Genomic DNA, 14,734 nt, shown 5'->3' with positions numbered 1-14,734 from the left:
TCTATTTATTCAATATCTTCTTACTTATTGGATAATCCTCATGACAATTAAATATCCCTATATAGGATAGGCAATTAGGATAGGCATATATAAGGCTCTAAATAGTCATTAGATAGTGTTGCTTTTTGAGATTTAAAGAGATGCTAGAGGAAATCAGAAAGTCAATATTTACTATTAACGTAAAAGAGTCAGTGATGGAAATTAGCAATCGTGTTAATCAACCAACCAAGATACAGAAGAACCGTAACTTAGAAGAGCTGCCAAATCTGAATGTGTATTTGTTAGGTCGACGTATTACATGCATGACCCCAGCAACTATTATTCAGATGATTCATGCTGCCTGTATTGAAAGAAGACAAATTATTGTAGCAAACTACAATGTTCATGCTTTTAATCTTTCGATGCAACTCCCTTGGTTTTATGACTTTTTACAAAGCGCTGAAGTCGCTCATTGTGACGGCTTTGGCATTTTGAAAGGTCTGCAATACATGGGTTTAAATTTACCAATCCAGTATCGCGTGTCCTACACAATCTTGATGCCAGAATTACTAAAGCATTGCAATCAAGAAGGTTTTTCAATTTTTTTGTTGGGATCTAAGCCTCAGTATTTAGAAACAGCTCTCAAGCGCCTCAGAACACAATATCCCAATATTTATTTTGCTGGACATCACGGATATTTTGACCAGGAAGATATCCATCAGAATGAAGCAGTCATTGAGCAAATTAACTTGATGAAACCTAATATTTTGATAGTAGGAATGGGGATGCCAATTCAAGAAAATTGGATTCGACAGCATCGTAGCTGTCTTAATGTCAATGCAATCTTGGCTGGTGGAGCTGTAATTGACCGATTGGCGGGTGTTGTCTCAGACTGTCCTAGCTTTATAGCAAACTTGGGCTTAGAGTGGCTGTATCGTTTATGCCACGAACCTAAACGTCTAGCAGCCCGCTATTTACTTGGTAATTCCGCTTTTTTACTTCACCTTGGCTTGGCTAAGAGCCATAAGTTTTCTTTGCACGTAGAACAAAGACCACTACTTACTAGCTCCCGTCTGAAAGCTCACTCAAGATAACCTCTACAGCTTATTCTCGAAGTTTACCTTCGTCTGGCCTCTAGCCGTGTTAAGGTGACAAATAGTCGGACAATGAGGTTTGTCAGTTTTCAGAAGTCTTTGGTGAATACTGTAACCAACAGCAAAATTTATGACTATGACGCAACAATCTTTTCTCAAATGTCAGATGATTTTGCTTCAACCTCAGAATGCGAAAGCTCTTAGAGAAGAGTTGGCTATCTTAGTGCCTCAACCTTACCACCTTTGGGTAATTGATCTAGCTCAAGTAGATTTTATGGATAGCTCAGGATTGTTTGCCCTAACAAAGGGACTATCTGCTGCACGCTCCATCGGTTGTCGTTTAGTAATTTGTAACTTACAACCATCTATCCAAATCATTTTTGAACTGACTCAGTTGGATTCGGTATTTGAAATTTTTGAGAGTTATGATGCCGTTCTGTGCACAGTTAATGCTCAGTCATAAAGCATTGATAGAGAAAGCCATGATTGCAGATAACTCCAAGTTTGCTTACACTAACAACAATTCAGCTGCATAGATTCATAAACCTACCCACTGAAAGAAAATTTGACTGTCATGTCTAAACTTTCTACGTCTCATTCCATTAACCTACCAATTCTGGATTGTGCCGATATTACTCACTTCACCACACTTTCGCCTCATCCTTCTGTTACAAGTAAAGCCAAGCGTATGATTGACATTATGGGTGGATTGGTAGGACTAGCAATTACAGCAGTTGTAGTTATTCCTATTGCTATAGCCATTCAATTGGATAACCCTGGCCCTATCTTTTATAGTCAAATTCGCTGTGGATTGAATGGCCGCCGTTTCCGAATTTGGAAATTCCGTTCTATGGTAGTCGGGGCTGAACAGCTTAAACATCTAGTTAATAATGAATCTAAAGATAATTACATTTTCAAAAATGAGAACGATCCTCGAATTACTTGTGTGGGTAAATTTCTTCGTCGTACTAGCTTAGACGAACTCCCGCAATTCTGGAATGTATTACTAGGAGACATGAGTCTAGTTGGTACTCGTCCTCCCACTGTAGATGAAGTGATGCATTACTCAAGTTATCATTGGAAACGATTGGCTGTTAAACCAGGCATTACTGGGGAATGGCAGGCTCATGGTCGCTCCAGGATTAAAGATTTTCAAGAGATTGTGCAAATGGATCTAAGTTATCAACGTAAATGGTCTATTGGTTACGATATAGGATTGATACTAAAAACTTTAAGAGTTGTCTTGCATAGGAGTGGTGCTTGTTAATAGACAAAGTGCGGGAAGAAGATTCAATGAATTAAGGAAAGGGTCTTTTTCCCCTTTTATATCAAGTTTGGTGGCCGAAAACAAGAGCAGTTTAATTATAAGTATTCATCCGAACTCGATATTAATTGCGGTAGTGAGGATTTTGGGTGGCAAGGGCAAAAAAATTATGATCAGTACCCTACTTCAGTCTAACAAGGCAGTATGATTTGCTTCAAATGTCACGAGTACAGAGATATGTGCGATCGCTCTCCTTCTGCCCTACTCCCTATCTACCCACATTGGTTGGAAAAGTGCTTTAAACCAACCCTTCGCGTACAGCAAAAGCTGCTGCTTGAACGCGATCGTCAACGCTAAGTTTATTAAGGAGAATACGCACGTGGGACTTAATGGTTCCTAATGAGAGGTAGACTTGATCGGCAATCTCTTGATTTGAGTATCCTTTGGCAATTAGTTTCAGAATTTGGCGCTCGCGCTCGGTGAGATTTCGTTTTTCGAGCACATCAGATGAAGAAACCTGATTGGAGACAACAGTGGGGGTGGATTTGAAAATCTGAGCAATCTTCCGAGCGATTTGAGGAGCTAGATAAGCACCGCCAGAGAGAATAAGTTGAATCACAACAATGAGCTGTTCCCATTCTATGGTCTTAAGGCAGTAACCATCTGCACCTGCTGCAAGCATCCCCATCACGTGGGTATCACTATCAAACGCACTCAAGGCAAGTACACGAGTAGCAGGATAATCCTTTTTAATCAACTGAGTGGCTGCGATCCCATCCATGACTGGCATATCAATATCCATCAAAACTACATTGGGCTGGAGTTGAGCCACTAATTCAATAGCCTCTACACCGTCACCCGCCTCTCCAACTACGCTAAAACTAGGCACAAGAGTAAATTGGTTTTTCATACTTCGGCGTATCAAAGTATGGTCATCAACCAGTAGAATCTGTACATTTTTCTGTTTATCATTCTCAGGCATCATGATTTCTCCTGCATCTATTCATTTTGATACCTAACCTGATTGGCAGAAACTGGAAGGGTAAACCAGAAAGTGCTGCCCTCTCCCAAGGAACTTTCAACACCAATAGTGCCTTTGTGAGCCTCAATAATTCGACTGCACAAATACAGACCAAGTCCGGATCTGCCAGGCTGGCATCGTCCCTGGACAAAGCGACGGAAGAGCTGTTTTTTCTCCTGTGGTGCAATTCCTGGGCCGCGATCGCACACACAAACCTTGACTTTGGTTTCTTCGAGGTTCTTTACTTCAAGGGAAATCTCTTTATTTGACCCACTAACCCGCACGGCATTATCAAGCAAGTTTTGCAAAACTCGTTGAATCTCTAACTCATCACCGTAAACGGTCGGTAGCGATTTAGGAATTTTATAGGTAAGAATGAGATCATGCTTTGCACTAGCCTTAATGTGAGCAATTGTTTTGACCAAAATTTTTTCCCAATTCAGAGGTTCGCAGTCTAGATGATTGCGGTAACCTGCCTCATAGCGCGAAACGTTTAAAAGAGCTTCCACAAGCTTGAGAAGTTCCTCGTTAGCTTGGCGATATTCTTCACACATTTTTCTGCAGGTGTCGCTTAAAGGGCCAAAGACTCCTTTACTCATGCTATCGAGAGTATTGCGGGTAGCAAGCAGGGGGGTGCGTAGGTCGTGGGAGAGGGCACCGATCAAGTCTTTAAGCTCTTGATTTTGTACTTTAAGACTTTTGTATTGATGTTCAAACTTGCTTACTACTCCATTGAGAACTGTAGTCAGATGACCAATTTCGTCAGCAGATGAATAGCGAAATTGGGCTTCTAGTTGACCTGCCTGCCAAAGATTGCCTATATTAATCAAACTACGTAACGGAAGCTCGACTCGTCGATGCAACTGCCGGAGGATTAACCCTGCTCCGGTCAAGATAATTACAGCGCAAAGGATGTTAACAGTAGTATTGATATAGTAAAGCTGCTGCAATCGATGTTGCTGTTCTTTTAAAAGTCTCTTTTCGTACAAAAGCAGCACCCGACTCTGGGCGTGCAAGGAATTGAATAAGTCCTTTTCCTGCAAGGCATACTTGCCAGCAGAGTCAAAGAGCGGCTTTTTAAGCAACTGGTTTTGCTGAAGGACATGAAGATTTTTAATTTTATTTAGTTGTTTTAGTTGGGTTTGGTTATCTTTTACTAAGGTATATAAACGGTTGATGCTACTGCCAAAGGAGTTCTGCTGTTGCCTATTATTCTTACTGAGCAGGCGTTCTCCTTCATGGTCTACTAGTAAAGAATGACTTACCCGATTACCTGTTTCACGAATGAGTAATCCAAGCCAGAGATTTAACCCTTGTTGTCCTACTATTAATAACACCAGCATAAAAAAGCTAGTTTGCAGAGGCGCAAGTAAACGAGGTTTCAGAAGGGTTGATTTAGTAAGAAAACTCCAGAATCTAATAGCTAACACCATTTCACGTAAATCCTCCCATTCAGCAAACAATTTGACTTGAGAAGCGGTCTATTTGTCTAACTGTTTCCATACAGCTTTTCACAGTTCATATTTATCTATCAACTAAAAATAATTAAAAATAGTAAATTAAATTTAAAAAATAAAGTTTGAAAAACTTTAGAGGAATTGAATAACGAAAAATTTTGAACAAAGAATCCAAGGAAAATTGAATTAATTGAAAGAGCTTTCTTCTCTCCTGGAGTAATACATGAAAAAAAGATATACCAATTTTAAAATTGATGTGTAGCGAGCAAGGGTAAAAAAGATTTTCTAAACAGACAACATAATATACGTTAATTAATTAACTTTTATGATCGTTATTTCAATATCGTTGATGTTTTGCTTTAGCAAATAGCGCTCACATGACCAGAAAACCGATAAAGTCTCAAAGGTTTTTACTTATGGCTCTTTTGTTAAAGACCACTGGTTCAAATCAGTACTGGTCAAAGTTGCGCACCAATTTTTACTTTACCTTTAATACAGATAATATTAAAACTACCTATTTTTAGATTACTTCTGCTCTCTACTCAGTAAATACTTGTGTTCCAAAACTCTTAAAAGTTCTTCTTCTAATGCTGTCAGACAAGGTCGTTGAATCTCACCCAAGTGTTTGAGAATTGCATCAGCTGCTCCTTCTAAATCGCCGCAATTATAAACCCTGGTGATGCGATCGCATATCTTTTGTATCTGCTCGCATTCAGTATTGGAATAACCCAGTGGCTGTAGATGTTTTAACTTTACAGTATATTGTCCCTTCCAGGTAGTAACTGTACAGTTGAAATTATTAACTTGACTAACTATACACCAGCACCCACCTAAACCTCTGAGTTCGGAATTATCTTTGGCAACAATTTGGCAAACTTCACCAGGGCGATAGGGATTGGGCTGTTTGATATCTTCAATCATATGCTGCACAATATCTTTCACTATACGACTGGATGGTACTTTACCACCAGCTACTGCTACTGCTTGCTGCCATACTTCACACTGTTGTTGAGGTTTTAGTTTGGTCAATGGTCTGACTTGACGCTCATTAGTGGGTAGAATGCGATCCAATGGATCGCATTCTTCAGACAAGTTATCAACAACAATGGCAGCCTCAATCAAAAGATAAGGATATCGGCGATTGTACCCAAAGTGATCCCGACAGTACTCTTCAAATGTTCGGTGAGTAGAACGGTAAAGCCTTCTATTTCGCAACTCCATTAGAGCCTTTCCAGCTTCATAAAATGCTTTTTCTACTTTTTGTTCGAGGTGAAGGCGTAAGCTTTGTTCCTCTTGTGTTAGTTCTGTTGATTCAACTATCAAAGGGGCAACAGCATCATCTAAAATCAGATTGTCGTTAGTAATCACGTCGCTTTTTTCGATTTCCCACACTTGCGCTTGACTGAGTATATTCATCGTTTTGTAGTCAATAAGCTTTTCTGTAGTTGTTATGAAATGATTTTCATCTTATTCCAGACTTGACTAAAATTTTTGAGCAACCTGTGGTCTTTCTCAAGATGTTGTGGAGATGTGAAATCTGTTGTAATTCAATTGAGTGAGAAGATTTAGGTCAAGCGTCACCATTGACATCCCTGCTTTGGATTCATTCGCACTTTAGGCATATAGCAGATATATGATAGCTAATAAAAATAATATTTCTAGCAGCTTGCCATATTTTTCTAGAACATACCTATCTACTTTGCTATGGCGCAATAGGAAGAAAAGCTCAAAGCTGTTCTCGATTTATATTTATATAAACTTTAAGTTTTTGCAATAGCTGAATATTACATTTCCTAATTGAATGCTATACAGCATGAAAGTGACTATGTTTGCAGTTGAGTATTAAAAATAAAAGCATAGTATGTTTAACAACAAACTATTTACTAGTTAGCTCTCGTACTATAGGCAATTAAGAACTGTTATATCTTCTTTGTAAAATCTTAAAAAATCTATAATTGTCAATCAGCTAATAATTATTGAGACAAATTGTTGCAGTAAGGCTTTTAGAATTCAAAAGCATAGGAGATTGCCTGGAATCTCTATAAAGATTTGATGAAGAAAACAAAGCAAGAGTCATACCTAGTAGTCCGCCAAGGAAACTTTGCGTTGTGGTCAGCAGAGGAGCACAGGGGCAGAGGGGCAGGGGGGAAAGACTTACTGCAACTTTCTCCCCTGCACAAGTGCACAAGTGCTTATCTCCACGTAGCAATTTTGGCTTGGTACACTACTAGTGAAGCGTTGACACCGTTACAAGCATTTTTAGAAATATAGCTTAAATAGGTAATGATGCATTTTAGCTAACTCCGGTGATTAGCAATAAAACTGGCACCTGTTAGAGTTTAAGCTACTATCATCACACTTTAAGTGATACTAGAAAGTTGCATTTGAGTTGCAATAGAGTTACATTTGAGTGGAATTGTCAATTTTTTAACATAATTATTTAATAATTATTTATGTATAAGTATGTACTTTAACTTTTGTGAGACTAGTTAAAGTCCCACTAATCTATCTTAAGACATAAATAAATCATTAATTAAGCGAATCCAATTATAATTTTGTTAGACGCATCTAACTTAAGTAATATTTATTTTATATGTAAGCTATTCCTTTAGAAGGATAGAAAAACTTATTATATCTACGTAATTTAGTTAAGAGAACTGTTGTTTATCTTTTGTCATCTTGGTGAGAGAAGAAGTTTGAAGAAGAAGTTTGAATGGATATCACCATAGTGAGAGAAGAAGTTTGAATGGATATCACCATAGTGAAAGAAGAAGTTTGAATGGATATCACCATAGTGAAAGAAGAAGTTTGAATAAAACTTACTTTATTATGAAAACAACCAAGATGGTGATTAGAAGCTATTAATTGTGTAAAATACGATAAAAGAGTCTGAATCTGATTAAAGAGTGAGCAAAAAATAGGTAATAACTCAAGGTAATAACTCACTCAAGGAATTATTGCAAAAAGAAATAGCTTAGATGAATATTTGGTAAGCAAACACATAATAGAGACTTCTAAGGGGTAAATATTACCAGAGTTGATATAGTGCAAACATTTTTTACTTGTTAAGTAAAGCAATGAAACTGGGTTGCTATGTAATTGAACAAAGCAAGACAAGCTTAGTGGATAACAGGAATTAGTGTGAACGATAGCGAGGAAGAGCGAATGGGTGCTTGGTGTAAAGAGCCGACTAACAGTGAGTACGACTTCTCTACTTTCGTGGATCTCCTAAGTCATAGGGCAGAGAAGAACTCAGAACAAAAAGTATATACATTTTTGAAGAGTGGAGAAACAGAAGCAGAAAAGTTGACATATGGAGAATTACATCTGCAAGCACAGTCAATCGCTGCCTCTCTCCAATCTCTAAATATTTCTGGCGAACGAGCCTTGCTCCTTTTTCAACCTGGTTTAGATTTCATTTGTGCCTTCTTTGGATGTTTATATGCGGGGGTAATTGCTGTTCCTGCTTATCCACCCAGGCGAAATCAAAATCTATCGAGATTGCAGGCGATCGCCCAAGATGCTCAAGCCAAGATTGTATTGACCTCTACATCTCTTTTGCATAACCTCCAAACTAGCTTCAATCAAGAGGGTATAGACATTTCTGGATTGCATTGGCTAGCTATCGATGGGCTGAGTAGCAACTTAGCAAAAGCATGGCAGCCGCAAGAACTGTATCCCGACACAGTGGCTTTTCTCCAATACACCTCCGGCTCTACAGGTAATCCCAAAGGAGTGATGGTAAGTCATCGTAACTTGCTTGTCAACTCAGCCTTAATCCACAAATTATTTGGGCATACACCTAATAGCCAAGGTGTGATTTGGTTACCGCCTTACCATGATATGGGCTTGATTGGTGGCATTCTACAGCCTCTCTACGCTGATACTCCTGTTGTGTTGATGGCTTCTGTAGATTTTCTGCAAAAGCCAATCCGTTGGCTGCAGGCAATATCCCGTTATCAAGCTACAACTAGCGGCGGGCCAAATTTTGCTTATGAGCTTTGTGTTCGCAAGGCTACCCCCGAACAGATAGCAAATCTCGATCTTAGTAGTTGGGAGGTTGCATTTACTGGTGCTGAACCTGTCCGGGTTGAAACATTAGAACAGTTTGCCTCTACTTTTGCACCTTGTGGCTTTCGCCGTGAAGCATTCTACCCCTGCTATGGTATGGCAGAAACCACTCTCATAGTGTCTGGGGGTGAGAAAACAGCTTTACCAATTACTTACAATGTAGAAGGGGCAGCATTAGAGCAAAACCGAATTGTCAAGAGTGACGAAACTCAGGAATATACTCGGACAATTGTGGGCTGTGGAAAAAGCCCTCAAGGGCAGAAAGTCGTCATAGTCAACCCTGAATCCTTAACCCTTTGTGCTCCCGAACAAGTCGGAGAAATTTGGGTAGCAGGGCCAAGTGTTGCTAGTGGCTACTGGAATAAACCTGAGGAAACAGAGAAAATATTTCGTGCCTATCTAGCAGATACTGGCGAAGGGCCATTTCTTCGCACCGGGGATCTAGGATTTTTACAAAATGGGGAACTGTTTATTACAGGGCGGCTCAAAGATGTAATCATCATTAGAGGGCAAAATCATTATCCTCAAGACATTGAATTGACTGTTCAGAAGAGTCATCCCGCCCTTAGACCTGATTGTGGAGCAGCATTTGCCATAGATTTTAAAGGTTCAGAGCGACTAGTTATTGTTCAGGAAGTAGAGCGGAGTTACCTGCGGAAGTTAAATGTTCAAGAAGTTATTGGAAGTATTAGACAAGCGGCGATCGCGCAGCACGGGCTAGAAATTTTCGCTACGGTACTTGTCAAGACTGGAAGCATTCCCAAAACTTCCAGTGGCAAGATTCGCCGTCAAGCTTGTCGAACTGCATTTCTTTCTGGGAGCTTAGATATTGTAGAGGATTGGAGCGAAAATCCTCAAAATAAAGCCAAGTTCATGCATCTGCAAGCTGAGGTTGATTCTGTTTTACAGCAGTTAATATCTACTAAGCAGCTATGAAAAAGAATCACACTCGCTCTGAAAACATACTCATTAATTAGTACAAAGGATTGAACAATGACCACGAAGAGTTTTGTTGCAAATACCACATCTACAGTTGCAGTTAAAAACATACCAACAGCAGCACAGATTGAAGCATGGATTGTTTCTTATCTAGCTGAATTGTTGGAAGTAGATTCAGGAGAAATAGACGTGACAATACCTTTTGACCGTTACGGCTTAGATTCTTCAGTAGCAGTTGGTTTGACAGGCGATTTAGAAGACTGGTTAGGAACAGAGGTAGATCCAACTCTACTCTATGATTACCCAACTATTGAATCATTGGTAAACCATTTAAGCTCAGAATTAAAGGCTAAAAGTTAGTCTAAATTATCTCAACTTCAGGAACAACAAGAATAGAAATAGAAATTGTCGCCGTTGTTCAATAACCCTTTCAGGAGAAAGTCATGGTAGCTGTCAACAAAACTTTAGATCCAAAAAATCAATCTTCGGCTCTGGCAGCAGCAAAAGAAACAAGGCATTTCCAACTGATCGAAAAAACTTATCAGAATAATACTAATTCAGACTATACCGAACAACTCACAGAGCTAGGTAACGAGTTTAGCTATGCCAGTAACAGCAATTATTACTGGGGAGTTCCCGAACTTTCACTTCTGTATGGTACCCCTCTTTATCAAGCTGCTTCGACTACGCAAAAGCTAGCTCTCAACCATCTTTATTGGGTAGGAAACTATAACCATACTGCTGTTAGTGAAGCCACGACAAGCATTTACAACACGATTACGGCTGGTGTTTTTCGTGCTGTTGGCGGTTACGAAACACTTTGTGACGAACTAGAATTTGAAACCAAACAGGAAAGCTATCACATTCGCACCTTTCAAAGAATCGGTTTCAAAACAAAAATGGGCATAGTTGGTAAAACTATATTGGGAAATTCCCTCTATGGCAGATTAGATAAAGACAGCAATCACTGGTTTAAGCTTTTAATCCCTCAGCCTGTACGGGAGTTTTTCATCTCAACTCAGGGAAGTTCACCATTTTCGCTACATCGAGACAATGTCTTAAGCGCGCTCGCGAAAACGATGTTGAGAGACAAAAAACAGTATTATTCTCCATATTTGCAAGGCTTAGAAGAAAAAGGTGAGCCGATTCCCGCACCAGCAGATGGTTTAGGAGGGCGAATTGCGGCGCGTTATTGGTTGCGGTTCTTTGCCATTCATTGGGGTATGTCGCCGTTTATGGCGTGTCAGTACTATTCCTTGCGCTACACTGCTAATGCAATTCTCAAAAACCAAGAATATCCCTATGTCAGATATTTTCGAGAATTAGAGCAAAAAGGCGAATATATCCCAACTCCAACTGCTGTCTCCTACTACCATTTATTAGACGAGGCTTTCCATACCACCATTTCCCAAACCATCGCCAGAGATATGTATAAGGATTTCTCAAAACCTACAGCTTATGAGAAATTTATATCTGGTTTGATGATTTACAAGATGCAACGCAATCTTTTGAGCGGTCTTTCTGGGGTGATACCCGGTCGCTGTGTTTACGATGATCCGATGTTAATGCTCTTTTACTACAAGCTCTTAAAATCTCCTCTATTTGGGATGGAGACAAAAGAAGCACTCAATTGGATGGAAAAGTGCTTTTGTCAAGAACACGAAGGTTACCATGTAGGACTCAAGTACCATCAAAATCTGTTGGAATTGATGCGGAGATTATTCAGTCGTCTAGACTATCAATGGTCTATCAACCGCGAAATGGGAATTATGGCAGCTGGAGGCTCTATTAGCAAAGCACTTTCACGCAATGCCAAAACCTTTAGACAGTTCTCTCAATCGGTTATGGCTCAGGAGAGCTAGAGCCATACTTTCATGACAAAACAGGCGAGATAGTATTTCCCTAGTCAGCAGTTATTAATTAATAGGGCAAACTATTCAGATGGAACCTATAGCAATTGTAGGCATTGGCTGCCGTTTTCCCAAAGCGAAAAATCCCCAATCTTTTTGGCAGTTATTGCGTAATGGTGTAGATGGGATCGCTCCCGTGCCAAAAGAACGATGGGATATTGATGACTTTTACGATCCCAATCCAGAAGTACCAGGTAAAATGAACACCCGTTGGGGTGGTTTTCTAGAACAGGTAGATTGGTTCGATGCTGACTTTTTTGGAATGTCTGCAGACGAGGTTGAGCATACAGATCCCCAACAGAGGATATTTTTAGAAGTAGCTTGGGAAGCTTTAGAAAACGCAGCTATAGTGCCAACTAGCTTGGCTGGTAGCCAGACAGGGGTATTTATAGGTTTGTGTACCATTGATTATCACAGACTGATCTACAAAAATTTCTCTCAGATCGGACAGTATAGCGGTATAGGCACAACTCCCTGCATAATTGCCAATCGCTTATCCTATTTCCTGGATTTGCGCGGCCCTAGTATGGCTGTAGATACTGCTTGCTCCTCTTCCTTAGTAACAGTTCACCTAGCTTGCCAAAGTTTGCGAAACGGTGAATCAGATTTGTGTCTAGCAGGAGGAGTAAACTTAATTTTATCCCCAGATTCGACTATCTCCTCCTCACAAACACGTTTGCTGTCGGCTAGTGGTCGCTGTAAAACTTTTGATGCCGATGCTGATGGTTATGTCAGAGGCGAGGGTTGTGGTGTAGTTGTACTCAAACGTCTATATGATGCGGTCAGAGATGGAGATAATATTCTTGCTCTCATCAGAGGCTCGGCAGTGAACCAAGATGGATTGAGTAATAGCCTGACTGCACCTAATGGGCTGGCTCAACAAGCAGTGATCCGCCAAGCCTTAGCAAATGCGAAAGTTGAGCCAACAGAGATTAACTATGTTGATGCTCATGCCGTTGGTACTTCTATAGGAGATGCCATAGAGTTTAAAGCCCTAAAAGCAGTCCTGATGGAGGGACGCGAATCAAACCAACCTTGTTTGATTGGCTCAGTCAAGACAAATATTGGGCATTTAGAAGGAGCTGCGGGAATTTCCGCTTTAATCAAAGTCGTCTTGGCGCTGCAACACGAAGAAATTCCTCCTCATCTGCATCTCAAGCAGCTCAATCCTTATATTTCTCTGACAAACACTGCATTTTCTATTCCCAGCGAGTTACAAAAATGGCCCCGTGGCAACCAGAGCCGTTTAGCTGCGGTAAGTGCATTTGGTTTTGGCGGCACCAATGCTCACGTTATCTTAGAAGAAGCACCTGTATCAGCGCCAGTACAGAAATATGTGGAACGCCCCCAACATTTAATCACCTTATCAGCAAAAAGCGATTTGGCTTTACGAGAACTCGCACAAGGTTATGAAGCCTTTTTAGGATCTCATCCTGAAGCATCGCTGGCGGATGTTTGCTTTACCGCTAATACAGGACGGACGCATTTTGACCATCGTTTGTGTATAGCGACAGAATCTATCGTACAGTTACGCCAACAGTTAAATGCTTTCATTGTCGGTCGGAAAACTAACAGAATTTTTCAAGGTAAATTAAAAAGCAGAAAGCGCCCAAAAGTTGCGTTCTTCTTCTCTGGCGAAGAGTTAGAAGATTTTGGAATGGGAAGGCAACTCTACGAAACTCAACCCACTTTTCGCAAAGCTTTTGATCGCTGTACAGAAATTCTCCAAATTTACCTTAATAGATCCTTAACTAAGATTCTGAATTCAAATGTTGTTGCTGCACATTTAAAATTAGCTCAACCCATCCTGTTTGCTATTCAGTATGCCTTAGCCAAACTCTGGCAGGACTGGGGAGTTCAACCCAAGGTAATGACTGGTTATGGTGTGGGAGAATATGTGGCTGCAACTTTAGCTGGCGTATTTAACCTGGAAGATGCTTTGATGCTGGTTGTTGAACGAACTCGTTTAATTGAAGCTGGTTCTGAAAATATGGTAGAGGCTTTTGCGGAAGTTGCGAAGGAAGTTATCTACTCTCAACCACAAATTCCGTTAATTTCCAGTCTCAATGACGAACTGACAACCAAAGAAATTGCTACGCCTCAATACTGGTGTTCTCATTTACAGCAACCAGAGAAATTGACGGCTGCTGTAGAAAAGTTAGCAGGTTGTCAAGTAGTATTAGCGATCGCCTCAAAACCAACTTCTTTACCACAAGAAATTGCAGTATGTCTGTCTAGCTTGTGTCAAGGACAAGACGATTGGCAGCAAATGCTCCACAGTTTAGCAGAATTATTTGTGCGTGGTGCAGTCATAGACTGGTTTAGCTTTGACCAAGATTATCCCCGTCGTCGTCTGCAAATACCAACTTACCCCTTCCAGCGCCAGCGCTATTGGTTTAAATCAGATGACGATATGCATCAAGAAGTAACCACAACACAACATAAAACTCAAACTCAATTTTTTCATCTTCTACATCAAAGAGAAAATCAACAAATAATTCAATTCTTAAGGGAGAAAGGCAATTTTTCTGAAGCTCAAATTAAATTACTACCAGAATTGTTGGAAATATTAGATAAACAGCAACGACGTCTGGTAAACGAAGCTAATGGAAAATCCGTTGAAAAATTAAGGTGATGCCAATGATAGAGCAGACTTTAGAAAACCAAACCAGTCCTGTACAAATGACAGCAGAAGATATGCAAGACTGGTTAGCAAGTCAAATTGCCGAACAGTTGGGAATTGAGCCTGATGAAATTGACATTAAAGTACCCTTTGATAGCTATGGTTTAGACTCAGTGCAGATCGTGAGTATTGCTAATTTAGGAAAACAATACTTTGGATTGCAGCTATCTCCGCTTTTGCTCTGGAATTATCCCAATATTGAGTCGTTATCTGAGTATTTAGTTGAAGAATTAAAAATAGCAAAATTAGAAGTGTTTGAAATTTAACTGCCCAGCAGTTCTACAATTGACAGAACTGCAAACTACTTCTTTAGTTG

At 40.0% G+C, this 14,734-nt stretch carries 12 protein-coding genes; 9 read left to right on the top strand and 3 right to left on the bottom strand.

Annotated elements, in window-relative coordinates; genetic code table 11:
- Positions 1-140: 140 nt before the first annotated feature.
- From QUB80_RS22500 to QUB80_RS22490, 3 genes are all read left to right on the top strand, one after another.
- Complete coding sequence (locus tag QUB80_RS22500; RefSeq protein ID WP_502875310.1) at positions 141-1,073, top strand: WecB/TagA/CpsF family glycosyltransferase; 933 nt, start codon at positions 141-143, stop codon at positions 1,071-1,073.
- A 130-nt stretch (positions 1,074-1,203) separates the two neighbouring features.
- Positions 1,204-1,536, top strand: coding sequence for an STAS domain-containing protein (locus tag QUB80_RS22495; RefSeq protein ID WP_289791741.1), 333 nt, complete (start codon positions 1,204-1,206; stop codon positions 1,534-1,536).
- 111 nt (positions 1,537-1,647) lie between these two features.
- Entirely contained in the window at positions 1,648-2,340 is a 693-nt protein-coding gene (locus QUB80_RS22490) for a sugar transferase (protein WP_289791740.1), read from the top strand.
- Positions 2,341-2,635: 295 nt separating this feature from the next.
- Here QUB80_RS22490 and QUB80_RS22485 read toward each other — a convergent pair whose 3' ends face one another.
- The 3 genes from QUB80_RS22485 to QUB80_RS22475 form a co-directional block, all read right to left on the bottom strand.
- Positions 2,636-3,319: a response regulator gene (locus QUB80_RS22485; protein WP_502875317.1), complete on the bottom strand. Its 684-nt coding sequence runs from the start codon at positions 3,317-3,319 to the stop codon at positions 2,636-2,638.
- Between the two features lie 17 nt (positions 3,320-3,336).
- The gene (locus QUB80_RS22480; protein WP_289791738.1) at positions 3,337-4,791 is read right to left on the bottom strand and encodes a sensor histidine kinase; all 1,455 of its coding nucleotides are present in this window, start codon (positions 4,789-4,791) and stop codon (positions 3,337-3,339) included.
- A gap of 549 nt (positions 4,792-5,340) precedes the next feature.
- Positions 5,341-6,231, bottom strand: coding sequence for a hypothetical protein (locus QUB80_RS22475; protein ID WP_289791737.1), 891 nt, complete (start codon positions 6,229-6,231; stop codon positions 5,341-5,343).
- Positions 6,232-6,867: 636 nt separating this feature from the next.
- On the opposite strand from QUB80_RS22475, the gene QUB80_RS22470 reads away from it, so the two are divergent.
- The 6 genes from QUB80_RS22470 (at position 6,868) to QUB80_RS22445 (ending at position 14,684) form a co-directional block, all read left to right on the top strand.
- Positions 6,868-7,086: a hypothetical protein gene (locus tag QUB80_RS22470; protein ID WP_289791736.1), complete on the top strand. Its 219-nt coding sequence runs from the start codon at positions 6,868-6,870 to the stop codon at positions 7,084-7,086.
- A gap of 870 nt (positions 7,087-7,956) precedes the next feature.
- Positions 7,957-9,822: a fatty acyl-AMP ligase gene (locus tag QUB80_RS22465; protein ID WP_502875309.1), complete on the top strand. Its 1,866-nt coding sequence runs from the start codon at positions 7,957-7,959 to the stop codon at positions 9,820-9,822.
- Positions 9,823-9,879: 57 nt separating this feature from the next.
- The gene (locus tag QUB80_RS22460; protein ID WP_289791735.1) at positions 9,880-10,185 is read left to right on the top strand and encodes an acyl carrier protein; all 306 of its coding nucleotides are present in this window, start codon (positions 9,880-9,882) and stop codon (positions 10,183-10,185) included.
- Between the two features lie 83 nt (positions 10,186-10,268).
- Positions 10,269-11,687 (top strand): hypothetical protein, encoded by a 1,419-nt coding sequence (locus QUB80_RS22455; protein ID WP_289791734.1) that lies wholly within the window; start codon positions 10,269-10,271, stop codon positions 11,685-11,687.
- Between the two features lie 79 nt (positions 11,688-11,766).
- A complete protein-coding gene (locus tag QUB80_RS22450) occupies positions 11,767-14,370 on the top strand; it encodes a type I polyketide synthase (protein WP_289791733.1) in 2,604 nt (867 codons plus the stop codon).
- A gap of 5 nt (positions 14,371-14,375) precedes the next feature.
- Positions 14,376-14,684: an acyl carrier protein gene (locus QUB80_RS22445; protein ID WP_289791732.1), complete on the top strand. Its 309-nt coding sequence runs from the start codon at positions 14,376-14,378 to the stop codon at positions 14,682-14,684.
- The last annotated feature ends 50 nt before the right edge of the window (positions 14,685-14,734 follow it).

The organism is Chlorogloeopsis sp. ULAP01 (genome assembly GCF_030381805.1).
Lineage (GTDB): Bacteria > Cyanobacteriota > Cyanobacteriia > Cyanobacteriales > Nostocaceae > Chlorogloeopsis.
Note: the sequence above shows the minus strand (reverse complement) of the source record. Positions and strands in the feature narration are given on the sequence as shown.